The 16,528-nt window shown below is 48.6% G+C and carries 10 protein-coding genes; 4 read left to right on the top strand and 6 right to left on the bottom strand.

The genetic code is table 11. The annotated features are described in order from the left end of the window. Positions 1-181: 181 nt before the first annotated feature. Positions 182-1,159, bottom strand: a complete 978-nt coding sequence (gene cysB / locus AC53GJ_RS08920) for an HTH-type transcriptional regulator CysB (protein WP_496732328.1) — start codon at positions 1,157-1,159, stop codon at positions 182-184. Positions 1,160-1,407: 248 nt separating this feature from the next. Between cysB and AC53GJ_RS08915 the strand changes: the two genes are divergently transcribed. Continuing rightward, positions 1,408-2,094: a sensor histidine kinase gene (locus AC53GJ_RS08915; RefSeq protein ID WP_496732327.1), complete on the top strand. Its 687-nt coding sequence runs from the start codon at positions 1,408-1,410 to the stop codon at positions 2,092-2,094. Between the two features lie 100 nt (positions 2,095-2,194). Further along, a complete protein-coding gene (locus AC53GJ_RS08910) occupies positions 2,195-2,947 on the top strand; it encodes a hypothetical protein (RefSeq protein ID WP_496732326.1) in 753 nt (250 codons plus the stop codon). A gap of 180 nt (positions 2,948-3,127) precedes the next feature. On the opposite strand, the gene topA is transcribed toward AC53GJ_RS08910, so the two are convergent. Beyond that, positions 3,128-5,722 (bottom strand): type I DNA topoisomerase, encoded by a 2,595-nt coding sequence (gene topA, locus AC53GJ_RS08905; protein ID WP_496732325.1) that lies wholly within the window; start codon positions 5,720-5,722, stop codon positions 3,128-3,130. A 224-nt stretch (positions 5,723-5,946) separates the two neighbouring features. Here topA and astB point away from each other — a divergent pair, with 224 nt between their 5' ends. Next, positions 5,947-7,290 carry an N-succinylarginine dihydrolase gene (astB, locus tag AC53GJ_RS08900; protein ID WP_496732324.1) on the top strand — a complete coding sequence of 448 codons (1,344 nt, stop codon included), beginning with the start codon at positions 5,947-5,949 and terminating at the stop codon, positions 7,288-7,290. A 73-nt stretch (positions 7,291-7,363) separates the two neighbouring features. Here the strand turns inward: astB and AC53GJ_RS08895 are convergent, their stop codons facing one another. Continuing rightward, the gene (locus AC53GJ_RS08895) at positions 7,364-10,612 is read right to left on the bottom strand and encodes an Ig-like domain-containing protein (RefSeq protein WP_496732323.1); all 3,249 of its coding nucleotides are present in this window, start codon (positions 10,610-10,612) and stop codon (positions 7,364-7,366) included. 167 nt (positions 10,613-10,779) lie between these two features. On the opposite strand from AC53GJ_RS08895, the gene AC53GJ_RS08890 reads away from it, so the two are divergent. Further along, positions 10,780-12,090, top strand: coding sequence for a dicarboxylate/amino acid:cation symporter (locus AC53GJ_RS08890; RefSeq protein ID WP_496732322.1), 1,311 nt, complete (start codon positions 10,780-10,782; stop codon positions 12,088-12,090). An 89-nt stretch (positions 12,091-12,179) separates the two neighbouring features. On the opposite strand, the gene AC53GJ_RS08885 is transcribed toward AC53GJ_RS08890, so the two are convergent. The 3 genes from AC53GJ_RS08885 to AC53GJ_RS08875 all read right to left on the bottom strand — a co-directional run bounded on the left by AC53GJ_RS08885 (position 12,180) and on the right by AC53GJ_RS08875 (position 16,454). Next, positions 12,180-12,818: a class I SAM-dependent methyltransferase gene (locus AC53GJ_RS08885; RefSeq protein WP_496732321.1), complete on the bottom strand. Its 639-nt coding sequence runs from the start codon at positions 12,816-12,818 to the stop codon at positions 12,180-12,182. Position 12,819: 1 nt separating this feature from the next. After that, positions 12,820-13,815: a protease SohB gene (gene sohB / locus AC53GJ_RS08880; protein WP_496732320.1), complete on the bottom strand. Its 996-nt coding sequence runs from the start codon at positions 13,813-13,815 to the stop codon at positions 12,820-12,822. 170 nt (positions 13,816-13,985) lie between these two features. Continuing rightward, entirely contained in the window at positions 13,986-16,454 is a 2,469-nt protein-coding gene (locus AC53GJ_RS08875) for a VolA/Pla-1 family phospholipase (RefSeq protein ID WP_496732319.1), read from the bottom strand. Positions 16,455-16,528: the final 74 nt, after the last annotated feature.

Below are 16,528 nucleotides of genomic sequence, written 5' to 3'. Positions count from 1 at the left end.
GGACATATCAACATCCAGACGTCTATTACTGCAAAATTGATTTACTCAGGCTCGCTTTGCTGGCAAGGCCAATTACCAACGCCAAGCCATTGACCAAAGCGGCAAAGTCATGCTCGCAGCTACGCTGTTACGCATCGCACATCGCGGCCTAGCGCGGCCCGGCCCGGTCTGACCAACCGGCTTAACGTACCGGCAAATCAAATTTGGCAAACATCCGGTCGATTTCTTCCTGGTTGCGCAGTAAATTAGCTTTTTCCACCACATCTTTGGTCAGGTGCGGCGCGAAACGCTCAATAAAATCATACATGTACGTTCGAAGGAACGAGCCTTTGCGAAAGCCAATCTTAGTGGTTGAAGCCGCAAACAGATGGCTGGCATCAATGGACACTAAATCCTTATCCAGTTCTTTGTCCATCGCCATCGACGCAATCACCCCGACCCCCAAACCAAGCCGGACATAGGTTTTAATCACATCGGCGTCGGTGGCAGTAAAGACGATTTTCGGTTCCATGCCTTTTTCACCAAAGGCCCGATCCAACTCTGAGCGACCAGTAAAACCAAACACATAAGTCACTATCGGATGTTCAGCCACGTCGGCAATTTCAATTTTATGGTTCAGTTTAGCCAGTGGGTGATCATGGCGGACAATCACGCTCCGGTTCCAGTGATAACAAGGCAACATCACCAAATCACTGAACAAATGCATGGCTTCAGTGGCAATGGCAAAATCGGCATCGCCACGCGAGGCAGCTTCAGAAATTTGCTGCGGCGTACCTTGGTGCATATGCAAAGACACCTTAGGGAATTTTTTCATAAAACCGCCAATCACCCCAGGTAATGCATACCGGGCCTGGGTATGAGTGGTCGCGATATTCAGCTTGCCTTGATCCGGTAGCGTATGCTCTTTGGCCACCGCTTTGATGCTTTCCACTTTGGCCAGTATCTGTTGGGCAATTTCAATCACATCCCGCCCTGCCGGCGTCACATGCGTCAAATGTTTGCCACTGCGGCCAAACACCTGAATGCCTAACTCATCCTCCAGCATCCGCACTTGTTTACTGATACCCGGCTGAGAGGTATACAAGCTTTCCGCAGTAGCGGATACGTTAAGATTGTGATTTAACACTTCGACAATATAACGTAACTGTTGTAATTTCATGTGTCAGGCTTCCGTTAATGGCATATGATTATAACCGTGATCAAGCTAACTGCCGTGCCAGCTAGCAAGACGAAACATCCTGCCGGTTCTGGCCCTAACATGGATGATCGGCAGCAGAGAGATACTTTTTTATTCCAGCCAACTGATTATTTGGCATTTGGTATAACCAATAGTAGCTAAAAATAAACTGAATCAATAGTACTTTTTGAATTATCCTAAGAAACAGTTATATAGGAAATCAGAGCATCGTGGAACATCCAGAAATAGATTTTGCAACCGTACTGGCCTCTGCCGTACATGATATGAAAAACTCCTTGTGCATGCTGATCCAGTCCATGGATTTATTACAACAGGATTTGGCCCCTCTGTCAGGCAATGCCAGTCAGGAGCTGGCTCGTATCCACTATGAAGCATCCAGGCTTAACACCAATTTGATGCAGTTATTATCGTTATACCGGATTGAACGCGATCAGTTACCGCTCCATCTGGACGAATATTTTGTCGAAGATTTGCTGGAAGAAGTGCTGATTAAAAATGAAATGTACAGCCAGCAAAAACAAATCCAGGTCACTGTGGAGTCTGAACCGCAATTAAGCTGGTTTTTTGACAACGACTTAGTCAGTAACTTACTCAACGATATGTTTGTCAATGCTTTGCGCTACAGTGCCGGCAAATTGCTGCTCAAAGCCAGTATTATTGAGCAACAGCTGTGTCTGGAACTGCATGATGACGGTGATGGATTTCCGGATTATATGCTGGAAAACAGCGACGCGACGATGAATCAGCTTAACTTAACAGCAGGCCGCACAGGTTTAGGCCTGTTTTTTGCACAACTTATTGCCAAAGCACACCAGAATCAGGGCAAAACCGGCCGGATTGAATTAAATAATGGTGGGCGTTTTGGCGGAGGTGTATTCAGATTATATCTGCCTTAAAGTTTTCACCCGCTGAGCAAAAGCAGAACATTGGTATTTTTACTGTTTTCTGTTTAAGATGCAGCGGTAAACCAAATCAGAGGTTCAGATGGTTTTGACCATGATCATTGTTCTGGTGATAGCATTAGTAGTTTTTGCTGTCATTTCGAACGCCGTACAACAACATAAGGAACGACTAGCCTCGTTAAAGCGGGCCGAGTTCTCTAAGTTGCGTACTATGCTGGAAGATACAGAAGAAATTCTGTTAAATGCTGCCAATGTGCCTATTACCCCAGGGATCAGTCAGATGTTACTTAAACGCATCGCTTATACCCTCAAAGCTATGGTCGAACTGGAACCCGGCTCCCGTGATTTAAAAAGCCGTTTAGCAGAGACCGAAAAACGGTTATCAGATAGCACAGCTGCAAATGTTGCGATGCCTGACAATATCAGCTTGCCAGATAACGATAAACAAATTATCAGCATGATCCAGGGGATCAAAAAGCTGCGGACCATCCTGCGCGCAGAGCACGCCCGTGGCAATATTGATACCCAACAGGTGGTACAGGAAGATCGCCGACTAGAGAGCCTGCAACTGCGAATTAACGTCGAAAGTCAGATTAAACGCGGCAATCAGGCAAAATCCAATCATATGCTGGGTTCGGCGCGGCAATGTTTTGAAAAAGCGCTGATCACTTTATCCAATTCCAGTCATGTCGATGAATATGTCACAGCCAAACGCAATGAGGTCAACTCAATCCTGGCTGAAATTGCCGATGAACTGAAAGAAGGTAACCTGCGTGACCGGCAGAAAAAAGCCGAAGCCGAAAACAACGATTTGGATGTATTGTTCGCGCCAAAACGTAAATGGTAAGGCTAGCATGGCCTGCTCGCACTAGTGCGAACTGCTGCTGAAATGCCATCTACTTTGCAAAAGCTGCGGTGAATGGGAAGGACTAAACAGCAGAAAACCGTAAACCGCAACAGACTTGGTCAGACGCAGTTAAAAAAACCGGCAAATTTGCCGGTTTTTTTATCAAAAGCGCACTGAAACTTAAGCCTCAGCTTTACTTTCCTGCCACTTGCCGTCTTTAAACCAAAGTGACCAACCGGTTGCTTTGCCGTCTTTTTCCGACATCACATACTGTTGCTTGGTTTTTCGACTCCAGCGCACCACCGTCGGATGACCGTCCGGATCTGTCGCTGGTGCAGCAGTCAGATAGAGAAATTTTGGCACTAACCGCTCTTTAAACCGTTGCAACTCAGCCACCAAGGGTGCCCGGGTTTCACGGGAGCGCGGGAAGGTATTGGCCGCCAGAAATAAACCAGCTGCGCCATCCCGTAACACAAAATAGGCTTCTGATTTTTCACATGGCAGTTCAGGTAAATGCACCGGATCTTCTTTTGGTGGTGCTGCTTCGCCGCTACGTAACAATTTACGGGTATTTTTACAATCGCTGTTGGTACAACCAAAATACTTGCCAAAACGGCCGGATTTGAGCTGCATGTCTGAACCGCATTTTTCGCATTCAATCAGCGGACCGTCATAACCCTTGATTTTAAAAGCACCGCTTTCCACCTGATAACCGTCACATTGCGGATTGTTACCACAGACATACAGCTTGCGCTGTTCGTCCAGCAGGTATGAGTCCATCGCAGTGCCACATTTGGTGCAGCGCTTTTTATGCCGCAGCACTTCAGTTTCCAGCTCATCATCATCATCGGCGATCAGCACGGCTTCATCACCAGGTGTTAAATTCAGGGTGGTGGTACAACGTTCTTTTGGCGGCAGGTTATAGCCAGAACAGCCAAGGAACACGCCGGTACTGGCAGTTCGGATCCCCATAGCACGACCGCAGGTTGGACAAGCAATATCGGTCAACACAAATTGATTGGTCCGCATACCACCCTGTTCGACATCCGCTTCGGCAATTTTCAGTTTATTGGAAAAATCGCCATAAAACTGATCCAGCACCTGACGCCAGGACAATTCGCCATGCGCGATATCATCCAGCTTCAGTTCCATATTAGCGGTAAAATCGTAGTTCATCAGATCGCTGAAATTTTCCACCAACCGATCTGTCACTATTTCGCCCATTTTCTCGGCATAAAAGCGTTTATTTTCAACTTTCACATAACCACGTTCCTGGATAGTTGAAATGATGGCAGCATAAGTCGAAGGACGGCCAATACCACGTTTTTCCAGCTCTTTCACCAGGCTGGCTTCACTGTAACGGGCCGCTGGTTTAGTAAAATGCTGTGCCGGTAATAATTGCTCTAACGTCAGCTTGTCGCCAACTTTAAGATCCGGCAGCTCTTTTTCTTCTTCGTCTTTGCGTTTTTGCGCCGGTTGCACCCGGGTCCAGCCATCAAAACGCAACACCCGGCCTTTGGCACGGAGTTCAAAATCCCCTGCCATCACGGTAATATTTGTGACATCGTACAAAGCATTCGGCATTTGACAAGCGACAAACTGCCGCCAGATCAACTCATACAGCTTTTTCGCATCCGCTTCCATATCGCCAAGCATACTGGCCTGGATATGTACATCTGAAGGTCGGATAGCTTCATGCGCTTCCTGAGCATTGGCTTTACTGCCATAGCTCAGCGGTTGTTCAGGTAAATAGTTGGCACCAAACTGATTGCTAATAAATTCCCGCACTGCAGTGACAGCATCTACTGACAAATTGGTCGAATCGGTACGCATGTAGGTGATGTAGCCTGCTTCGTATAAACGTTGCGCCAGCATCATGGTTTTTTTCACGCCATAACCCAAGCGGGTGCTGGCCGCTTGTTGCAATGTCGACGTAATAAAAGGCGCCTGCGGCTTGCTGCTGGACGGTTTATCTTCCCGTTCAGTGACGGCATAAGCGGCTTGTTGCAACACGGCAACGGCAGCCATCGTCTGAGCCTCATTCACTGGACGGAAGGCTTTGCCTTGAGCACGCGCCACTTCCAGTTTTAATGCCACCCCAGCTGCCAGCGTTTGCGCATCGACAGTCCAGTACTCTTCCGGCACAAAAGCTTTAATTTCCCGTTCCCGCTCCACCACCAAGCGCACCGCAACGGACTGTACCCGACCGGCCGACAAACCACGCGCCACTTTCTTCCATAACAAAGGCGACACCATAAAACCAACCACCCGGTCAAGAAAACGACGGGCTTGTTGGGCATTCACCCGGTCGACATTGACCTGACCAGGTTCAACAAAAGCATTTTTGATGGCGTTTTTAGTGATTTCGTTAAACACCACCCGCTTAAATTTTTGCTCTTCACCGCCAATAATTTGCTGCAGGTGCCAGGCAATCGCCTCCCCTTCGCGGTCTAAGTCTGTTGCCAGATAAACAGTGTCAGCTTTTTCTGCTAAAGCCTTGAGTTCTTTAACAACTTTTTCTTTTCCAGGCAGAATTTCATAACGGGCTTTCCAACCATTGGCTGGATCTATCCCCATCCGGTCGACCAGCGCCAGATACTCTTTTTCTGCTTTTTCCAGCTTCACAGCTGACTTTTTTTCTTTGTCTTTGTTGCTGCTGGTTGGCAAATCACGGATGTGACCTACGCTACTTTTTACAATAAAATCATTACCTAAGTACTTATTAATGGTTTTAGCTTTTGCCGGCGATTCGACTATTACCAATGATTTTGCCATCGTGGTTCCGAGATCCCTAAACTGATGTGGCTATTCTACATGTCTTTTTAACGTATATCCGCAAACTGAAGTTGTGACAAGTGAATAAACTCATTATTATTCGATAAGCCCCGTTTTTCGGGGTTTTCTGCTGATTAAATCAGCGAAAAAATGAAGCAAACCCACAACGGCCGCAATAATAAAAGCAATAGAGCCACCTTCCAAACTGAAGGAATAAAGCAAAAATGAAGTATTTTGAAGCAAACTTTGATGGTCTGGTTGGGCCAACGCATAACTATGCCGGTTTATCTGTCGGCAATGTGGCGTCACTCAACAATGCCAAGAATAATTCTCACCCAAAACAAGCTGCATTACAGGGCTTGCGCAAAATGAAAGCACTGGCGGATCTTGGCATGGTGCAAGGGGTACTGGCGCCGCAGGAAAGACCAGATGTTTATACGCTACGCCGACTGGGTTTTACTGGCAGTGATGCTAACGTCATTCAGCAAGCCGCAACACAGGCACCTGCAGTGCTGAGAGCGGTTTGTTCGGCTTCCAGCATGTGGACCGCCAATGCCGCGACGATTTCACCCAGCCGCGATACGGTTGATGGTAAAATTCATTTTACCCCGGCCAATCTGACCAATAAATTCCACCGTTCTCTTGAGCCAATCACGACAGGGCGGATTTTACAGGCGATGTTCAGTGATGATCGTTATTTTGCCCATCATCCACATCTGCCAGATAACGATCACTTTGGTGATGAAGGCGCCGCCAATCACACCCGGCTTTGCACTGATTATGGCAAGCCAGGCGTCGAGGTCTTTGTGTTTGGCCGTTATGCTTTTGATCAAAGTCAGCCGGCACCACAAAAGTTCCCGGCCCGGCAAAGCCTGGAAGCTTGTCAGGCCATCGCCAGATTACATGGTTTGTCTGACGATAAAGTGATGTATCTGCAGCAGAATCCAGCCGTGATTGATCAAGGGGTGTTTCACAATGATGTGATTGCAGTGGGCAACCAGAATGTGCTGTTTTACCATCAACAGGCCTTCTTGGATAGCAAAGCCAAACTTGCTGAATTACAAAGCAAATTTGGGGATGAAGCGCCATTACATCTGATTGAAGTGTTAGATACTGAAGTGACAGTGCAACAAGCAATCCAAACCTACTTATTTAACACTCAGGTCATTACTTTACCCAGCGGCGAGATGGCCATTATTGCGCCGACCGAATGCCGGGATCACCCACAGGTCAGCGCCTATCTGGCGGAGCTGACCGGCCGTGGCACGCCGATCCGGCAGGTGCATTATTACGATGTCAAACAGAGTATGCAAAATGGTGGCGGTCCGGCCTGTCTGCGGTTAAGGGTGGCGATGTCTGAGCAAGAACGGCAAGCGGTCAATCCGCAGGTGTTGTTAACAGATAGCTTATTTAACCGGTTAAATCAGTGGGTTGACCAGCATTATCGCGACGAGCTGGCTGAGCAGGATTTAGCGGACCCGCAACTGCTGCTGGAAAGCCGTGCTGCGTTGGATGAACTGACGAAAATTCTGGGCTTAGGCTCGGTTTATCAATTTCAGCGGGATTAAATAAACCATCAGCCAACGACTCATGGATGCACTCGCATCCTTGAGTCGTTGCGGCAAAGCACAAACTTAACCATTAAATCGTACAAAAGCCTGCTGCAGTAAAGCCATTCGCATCAGAGGGTGCCCCCACCCCATAAGGGTTGCCTAATGGCGGCGTATCTTCTTTATTTCTATCTTCAATGGCAACACCTAAAGTAAAAGACCTACTGCTGCTGTTTTCTGTACCGGACGCTTGACCCGTCACTGTGATATCTACATCAACCCAAGCACCATATTCACGCGGATAAATCAGATTAAAATAAGCAATACCTTCATTATTGGCCGTCACAGTCTGCTGGACAGTGGCAATATTACCTGGCGTGAGCACACCATCCCCATTTAAGTCTTCGCCACTGTCAAGGATACCATTGCGGTTTAAATCCTCGGAGCGGCATAGTGGATCTGCATCTGTCGAGCGAACCGGATCCCAATATTTAAAGGTCCCCACTCTTGGGAATGGGAACCAGCGCCCTTTTGAATACCGGATTGGGAATACACCCACGTTGAGTGCCTGATTGGGCACTGGATTACCGGATGAATCAGTAACAATAATGGCAAATTGCTGGGCATAAATCGTTTGTTCACGTTTTTCAATTTCATTGCCAGTACCAAAGCGGAAAAACAAGGTTCTACGACCAACCGCGACTGTGCCACGACCCTGAATGGTTTCATCCGTCACCAGTGCCGCTTTGACTTCAATACCGGTAGGTGTGGCCGGGGTACCTGAGCCTGGCGTCACCACATCCGCCGTAAAGGTGGTACTGGCTACCCCTTGCGAATTGGTAATAGCTGTCACCGGCGACAAGGAACCCCCAGTACCATTGACCAGGCTAAACACCACAGTTTTATTTTTTATCGGGTTATTCAACGCATCCCGCAGTACCGCCTGGATTGTCGATTTTTCGCCAGCGCTGATTTGCGCTGGCAATGCCTGTACTTCAATGCCTTTACTGACACTTGGTGTGGTCGCCACAAATTCAACCAAGCGCTGGGCGCTAATCGCATTCGCCACCGCTTTCACCGTCGCCAGACCGGCATACTGCGCCTGTAAGTACACTGACGCTTGGCCATCCACTGCAGTTTGGGTATTGGCCACTGAATTATTGGCCGCAAGATCCGGAATTGTCGCCGCCACCGCGCCGCGGCTACTGGCAAATTGCACTGCACCGGCATTGACCGGGTTGCCGGCGGTTTGCCATAACACCGATAATTGCTGAGGTGTATTCAGCGGAATTTCCAGTGCCACTGGCGATGCATTGGTGAAATTAAACACATCCGGGCTGATACTGACCTGAAATGATTTACTGACCCCGAGCGCACTGACCTGAATCACATCGCCAGCTACAGCACTGTTACTGGCCTGATAATTCACTTTCACGGCGCCTGAGGTGACATCAGTCACTGGCGAACTATTGCTAAACTGATTACCAAGACTTGAAGTTAACGTCAGTGGCACCCCTGCAATGCCTTTGCCATCGGCATCGGTCAGGGTAAAAATAAGTTCGGCGTTTGCATTAAGCACCACGGCCGCTGGCACTATGCCTTCAATGCTGGTGCCAACTACTTTAATACTCAGTTGCGCCGATTTATCTTCATTGCCGGCGCGAACTGTCACCAACAAATCACGTAAACTAAAATCGTTGCTGCTGGATAAATAAGCTTTGGCAACGCCATCAGTCCCGGTTTGATCCGATTCAACCCTTAAACTGCCCTGGTTATCCACCGAGAATTTCACTTTGACATCTTTCATCAAAATATTATTTTTATCGCGGACCAAAGCAGACAATTCAATCCGGTCGGTTTTACCCGAGCCCAACTCCAGTTTGTCAGCATATAACTGAATATCACCCACCGGCGTAGTATCGATGACACCGCCATCACCGGCTGAAACAAAAGTTTTGCTGCTGCTGACCGCTGGCTGACCAGCCAAAGTAGCAGTCAAAGCACCGGCGCCACTTTTTGCACCTGCTTTAAGCTGGATCGTGGCAACGCCAGTGACATTCGTCTCGGCAGTCCCGGCCGCATTGCCAAACACCGCCAGCGCAGCATCATTTAAGGTGAAATTCACCAGCTGTCCCGGCAATGGCCCATTCAGTTTTGAAATTACCGTGGCTTCAACCGTTAAGGGTAAATCGCGTGATAATTGGCTGCTGGCACCATCTTTATTGCGGGTTTGCAAGCTAATAGTAATTTCATCGGTCACCTGACTATCGCCAGCGGCACTGAAATTCAGGTCGCTCCGTACATTGCCAGGACCAATCACCGTCACAGTACCGCTGCCCTTCACTGCCCCTACCAACAATTGTACTGAAGCCACACCATCTTTATCGGTCAGAGCAGTCAGCTGATTGTCGGCAAAAGCCGCCAGATTTGGGTTGGAGATACTAAAGGTCACCAGTTGATTGACGGCAGATCCGCCCTGTTTTAACGGTACCAGTGTCGCCACTAAGGTCAGCGGTGTATTTTTGCTTAAACTAATGGCTGCATTGCCTGCGGCATTCAATAATTTACTACTAAGCCGATAATCACCATTGGGCAAGTCACCGGCGGCAGAGAAAGCGAGGCTGGCACTTTCACCACTGGCAAGCGCCGCACTGACCAGACCATCACCTTTCACAGTCCCAACCGTCAAACTGATGCTGGCTTTACCGGCCGCATCCGTCAGTGCTGTCGCCGTATCGTTACCAAATTTGGCCAGCGCCGGATTACTCAGCGTGAAACTAATGATTTTACCCGCTTGCGATACACCTGTGGACGACGTCAGGCTGGCAACTAAAGTCAGCGGCTGGCTATAGCTGAGCACAAAGTCGGGTGCTGTCGCATTTTTTTCCAGCGTCAAGGTCACGGTCACCACGTCAGCAACCACACTATCGCCCGCCGAATCAAAAGTAATCTCTTGTTTTTCACCGGTAGGTAAAGTCGCCGTAATGATGCCGGCACCGGATTTACCGCCGACCAGTAAGCCAATCTGAGCGTTGCCCTGTGCATCCGTTTGTGCCGTACCCGCGCCATTATTAAAAGATGCCAAGGCAGTATCATTCAGACTAAAACTGACCAGTTTGCCTGGGACTCTCGAGCCATTGCTTTTGACAGTTGCAATAATGGTGACTGGAGAGCTGCGACTAACCTGGGATGTCGCAGCGCCTGCGCTGTTTTTCAGCGCCAACTCGATAGTGTTGGTTGGTGTCGTGGGGCTACCATTGTTCCCTATTGTGCCACCGCCACCACAAGCTGCGACCAGACTTAGCAAAAACGCAACCATAAGTTGCCGGATATTGCCCATGTAACTCTCCCTAGCTGATGATTTGTTTGATATTGCTACAACTGAGACACAGCTCTCACCAAGCATGACCTTGAACTAAATTAGCCTGTTCAGACGTAAATTTTTCTTTTTATTCAGAAACTGGTAGTCTTGCATACAATTTTCAATGTTATAACCCAAGTACCCTGATGACTACAAACATAAAATCAAATCTCACAGCTCGAATTCTAATCGCTATGTTGCTTGGCATCATTGTCGGCGCCATCTTCAAATGGTTGCTCGGTGGTGAAGCCGAAAAAACGCTGGAAATTGCAGGCTTCTCTATTGGTTTAAAAGCATTTTTTGTCGATGGTATCTTCCATGTTGGTGGTCAGATTTTTGTTGCCAGCTTAAAAATGCTTGTGGTCCCGCTCGTGTTAGTGTCTCTTGTCTGTGGCACCAGCTCGCTTAAAGACCTCAGTAGCCTCGGCCGGATCGGTTCCAGATCAATGTTGCTTTACATCGCAACCACGGCGCTGGCTATTGCACTGGCAATTGTGTTTGCTTTGCTGATCGCACCAGGCGTTGGCGTTAATATGCAACTGGCAGAAAATTATCAGGTTAGTGAAATTCCATCTGTTGCTCAGGTCTTTATTAATATGTTCCCAAGCAACCCTGTCGATGCCATGGCAAAAGGGGAAATGCTACAGATTATTGTGTTTGCAGTGATCTTCGGTATGGCCATCGGTCAGAGCGGCGATGCGGGTGAACGGATCAGACAGTGGTTTGAAGATGTCAATGTGGTCGTCATGCAACTGGTTAATCTGGTGATGCACTTATCGCCATACGGAGTATTTTTCCTGATGGCGAAGCTCTTTACCTCCCTCGAGCTGGCTGACATGGAAAACCTCGGTAAATACTTCCTGGTGGTGTTGTTTGTGCTGCTACTGCATGGTTTCGTGAGCTACGGCCTTATTTTAGCGGTGATTGGCCGACTAAATCCGGTGATTTTCTTTATCAAAATGAAAGAAACAGCATTGTTTGCCTTCAGTACGTCCAGTAGCAACGCGACCATCGCCAGCAATATGACCACTACCACCCGTAAACTGGGCGTGGATAATAAAGTTGCCTCTTTTACCATTCCGCTTGGCGCCACCATCAACATGGACGGTACCGCTATTATGCAAGGTGTGGCGACTGTTTTTATTGCCCAGGTGTATAATATCGACTTAACCACCAGTGATTTCCTGCTGGTGATCCTGACTGCGACGCTGGCCTCTATCGGTACTGCAGGGGTTCCTGGTGTTGGCTTGGTGATGTTGGCGATGGTGTTACAGCAAGTAGGCCTGCCAGTGGAAGGTATCGCGTTGATCATCGGTGTTGATCGTTTATTGGATATGACCCGCACCGCCGTCAATGTGACAGGCGATGCGATGGTGTCCTGCCTGGTGGGTAAAAGTGAAAAATGCCTGGATGAAACTGTTTATAACGATAAAAACGCCGGTAAAGATATTAGTTAACTAAAGTCTTTACCTGATAGGTCAGTCTGAGTAATTAGACTGACCTATCCACTCACTCCTCCACTGTCTTTGCAGTTTTCACTGATTAGCTACCAGCGGATCCAATAACTTTTTTCCACCAGCACAGTGGTCGCAAAAGTTCTGCGGGCAAAACCCTGCCCGGTCAAATTGCGGATGCCATGTAAACTGATGCTAGCCCCCTGAAACAAAGACCGGATTTCCTGCTCAGTGACCGCAAAAGGCGGGCCTTTTTTTTCTGCCGCCGGATATTCAAGGCTAATCAGCAACATAGCAGCAGACGGCAACAATCGACGTAAAGTGTCGGCATATTGCCGCCGCATCAGTGGTGGTAATGCAATCAAGGCCGCTCTATCATAAATCCACTGGCAATCCATCAGCACTGCAGCGGGCAACTGAAAAAAATCACCTTGCCACAAGCTATACTGGTCACTTTGCCATAACTGATGCTGAGCGAATTCGGTGGTATTGGCCGCTAAACCGGCTTCTGTAAAGAAATCACGGCAGGCGATGTCAGACAACTCAGCACCGACCACGGGACCACGACCAGCCAAAGCATGTAGATCAGGACTTTTACCGCACAAAGGCACAAACACTGCCGCTTGCACCGGAAATAGCGCTAATTGGGCACGCAATAAGGGATGGGCATCAGCCAGTTGGAAGCCTAATAAATTTTGCTGCCAGCAGTGATGCCAAAAAGCCGCATCCATATCAGCGCCAGATCACCAGGCGGTTCGCCTGCTGCCATAACTGTGTCAACACACTGGCTGCCGACAAACCAACTTTTTCAGCCAGGCCTTTTTTCAGCTGATACTTCACCAAAAACACCTGCCGGCTGGCCATCTGCTGTAACAGATAGTCATCACTGGTCAGCAGCTCGTCAACCAAAGCTTTTTGCTGCGCCTGATAACCAAACCAATGTTCACCGGTGGCCACGGCATCGATATCCAGCACTGGGCGATGTTTTTGCACAAACTCTTTAAACAACAAATGGGTTTCTTCCAGCTCATGCTGAAATTTTTTCCGACCTTTATCGGTATTTTCAGCAAATAAAGTCACAGTCCGTTTAAACTCACCAGCGGTGAATTGTTCGACTTCAATGTGATTTTTCTTCAATAATTGATGAAAATTAGGCACTTGCGCTACCACCCCGATGGAGCCGACAATCGCAAAAGGCGCGGCAATGATTTTCTGTGCGATACAGGCCATCATATAGCCACCACTGGCAGCGACTTTATCTACTGCCACTGTCAGTGGAATTTTTTGTTGTGCTAAGCGATCAAGCTGTGAAGCTGCCAGACCATAACCATGCACCACCCCACCACCACTTTCCAGTCGGATCAACACTTCATCCTCTGGCGTGGCCACTGCCAGCACCGCTGTGATCTCTTCCCGCAAGGCTTCCACTTCATGGGCGTCCATGCTGCCATGAAAGTCCAGCACAAACAGCTTATGTGGGTGTTCAGGCTGGTCTTTTTGCGATTTTTGCCACTGCTTAAAGGCTTTTTTATCCAACATGCTTTGTTTCAGGCTGCTGACCAAGTCCTGGTGCTCGGCAGATAAATCATCAAACACCAGTTCACCTTTTTTTGCTTTAGGTTTGACGGCAGCCACCACAACCATCAGCACCACAGCGCCAACGGCCAGTACCACAGTAATAGCTTTTAATAAAAACATTGCGTAATCGAGTAAAAAATCCACTGTCATTCCTTGTTATTTGTTGCGACAAAATATTGTACCAGCAGCGCCAAATATTACTACTGATGCGCGCCTGCCAACTTGCGTGCGATGGAGCGAACATGATGCTGATTGAGCAAGAATCGTATAGAAAAAAGCCCGGCGAACCGGGCTTTGGGGATCCAATAAACGTGAATGACTTAATTGGTTTTCAGTACAGTCGCGTCAGTCACCAATACCGCTTTACCGGCACTTTTAACAAAAGAAGCAACCTGCTTTTGCATTTCAGCATTGGCTTTCGTTGCTGCAGCTTGTGGTGGATTCGTGCCTGATGAAGAGCTCAGAATAGTGCTATGTTCACCTTCAACAAAACGGCTGATCAAAGCACCCTCAACAGCTTTTAAGCCAGCGGTTGCTTCTGTTTGTTTGGCAGCCAGCAATGCGGCCAGTGGTGAAGTACCGGCCAATGGCATAGTCGCCACTTTGTTCGGGATCACATGATCAGACACATAGTTAGGACCGCCTGCCACTTCAATCACAAACAACGGCGTTTTATTGGCAACAGCTGTGGCGGCATAGTTATTTGGATCGCCAGCATCAATCACGGTCTGAGCGGCGAAAGCAAACTGCGTCAGCGTGGCGTTAATAGTCGCCAGTGTCGCCGTCTGGCTGCGGTCCGTCAGATCCTTCAGATAAGCTTGCACATATTGCGCAGCACAAAGTGGCAATTGTGCAGCAGTTGTCACACTGGCACAGCCGCCTTGCAGATCGACAAAGGCTTTAAAGCCTGGCGCTAACGCTGTTGAACCCAACATGATACTGGATTTAATGGTGTTACCAAATGCAGTCGACTCCAGCAGGAAGTTGGCAATAGCACCACCTGGCATTGCGAGTCCGGCCGATTTAATGGCAAATAAGCTATCCGCCACTGGTGAGCCTAAAGTACTATTTGCTAAGGCCACCATGCTGGTGCCGGTAATAGCACCCAAAGAGTGACCGACAAACTGCACGTCAGAACCATCAATCAGACCAGCCTCAGCCACATTGTTCAGTGCCAGCCGCAGACCCAGCATATCGGCGATACTCTGCCGCAGGTTATCACGGGTGACCAGCAAATCACTTAAATTCATATAAGTGATTGGATTACCAGCCGGATAGCCACAAGCTGCACCTGAAGCGTTCAGATCGGTGGCATCTTTTTTATCGCCGTCTCCATTGGTATCAAAACCACGGCTACCATGCAGCGGGTGATCAATAGCGACAGTGGCAAAACCAGCAGCCGACAAAGCGCCGGTCAGTGCCAGCATATTCTCTTTACAAGAGCTGATGCCGTGTTGCAACATCACCACAGGCCAGCCTTTAGCAGGTTTATCAATGTTAAAGACGGCTTTGAGTAAGGTGGCATCAGGCACTGTGATTTGCACATCCAGACTTTGTAACGCATTGGCTTTTGGAATACTGTTAAATTTGGTCAGGTGACGGTTTTTATCCAAACCAAAATCGCGCAGTCTGCCACTGCTTAATGCCTTACACTTGGCATCACTGGCCGCCAGTTCAGGCGTCTGTTTGGCTTCCAGCCCAGTGATTTGAGCCGGTGTCAGGGCAGCCGTCATGGCGCCACTGTCACAAGAAGCCTGCCAGCGGGTCGACAAGGCAGCGGCCGGTTTGTCTTTGTCAGACACGCCCAGGTAATACGGCAGAGTCACCTTTCCGCTGTACAACCGAGCCATTTTAAAGGCAAAACGCGGATCGGTTTGCTCGATAGTCACACCGGCAAATAATGCATCCGCTGCGGTGATACCTAAATTGTTGACACTGATTTGCGGAATAACCGCTGGCCCTTTAGTCGCCAGTTCAGCCACTAACAATTGTTTGGCAATGGCCAGTGCCGGACTGGTGGATTGCGTGGTAATAGCTGCGGTGTAAATAATATCGGCTTTGGCTACCGACTGAGTAGCTACTGCGGCCTCAAAACTATTGATCACGCCCTGCAAACTACGTTGTGCTTCAGAACCTAGCGGTAAAGTCGCTAAATCTTGCTTCACTAACTCATAAGTCGGCGACGCTGCCACAGCACGACCTTCACTGTCTTTCAATGAAGTGGTCAATGCGACCAGGTAGGTGGTCGCTTGTTTCAATGGTTTCAGTGGGATAATGGCAATGTTATTGCCATTTGCTCTGGCGACATAATCTTTACCAAAAGCCAGGGTCGCCACAACTTTACAAGCCGCACCTCTGGGCACAGCTTTACAGGTTGCGTCTGATGAGCTCGGATCCCCCATCAGCATTTCATAAACTTTGACGGACTCCGCCGACGCCACTGTAGCAGCATCCAGACTCACGCCACCGGCCAGGCTTAATTCAATACTGAATGGGTTTTGCGTTGACCAGCCATCAAGCGCACCTAAAGCAGTTTGCGGATCGGCGTAGTTGACTGGCGACAATTTCTCGCCAGGCATCTCCAAAGTCCCATCCGAGGTGCCCTGAAATAATAAATCATTTGGTACCGACAACTTACTGTTGCTTGGGTCAAACACCACCCGGCTTAACGGCACCAGTACTTTATCATCGGCAACCTGCTGGTCTTTAATTTCTTGTAAGGATTCGCCGCCACAACCGGTCAAACCCAAGGCGCTGGCCACTGCCAGACTCAGTAATAACTTATTCATTGATGCTATCTCCCCTGTCTTCAACTTTTATTATAGTGTGCTAAAGCTTTCTTTAAGCTCAAGTTTTTGAATTC

Source organism: Rheinheimera sp. B2H12 (assembly GCF_059620065.1).
This window is presented reverse-complemented; position numbering and strand designations above follow the sequence as displayed.

Bases quoted from the DNA above. Each gene is read 5' to 3' on its own strand.
- astB (WP_496732324.1), top strand. From the start codon at position 5,947: ATGAAGTATTTTGAAGCAAACTTTGATGGTCTGGTTGGGCCAACGCAT.
- AC53GJ_RS08890 (WP_496732322.1), top strand. From the start codon at position 10,780: ATGACTACAAACATAAAATCAAATCTCACAGCTCGAATTCTAATCGCT.
- AC53GJ_RS08875 (WP_496732319.1), bottom strand. From the start codon at position 16,454: ATGAATAAGTTATTACTGAGTCTGGCAGTGGCCAGCGCCTTGGGTTTG.
- AC53GJ_RS08885 (WP_496732321.1), bottom strand. From the start codon at position 12,818: ATGGATGCGGCTTTTTGGCATCACTGCTGGCAGCAAAATTTATTAGGC.
- sohB (WP_496732320.1), bottom strand. From the start codon at position 13,815: ATGACAGTGGATTTTTTACTCGATTACGCAATGTTTTTATTAAAAGCT.
- AC53GJ_RS08910 (WP_496732326.1), top strand. From the start codon at position 2,195: ATGATCATTGTTCTGGTGATAGCATTAGTAGTTTTTGCTGTCATTTCG.
- topA (WP_496732325.1), bottom strand. From the start codon at position 5,722: ATGGCAAAATCATTGGTAATAGTCGAATCGCCGGCAAAAGCTAAAACC.
- cysB (WP_496732328.1), bottom strand. From the start codon at position 1,159: ATGAAATTACAACAGTTACGTTATATTGTCGAAGTGTTAAATCACAAT.
- AC53GJ_RS08895 (WP_496732323.1), bottom strand. From the start codon at position 10,612: ATGGGCAATATCCGGCAACTTATGGTTGCGTTTTTGCTAAGTCTGGTC.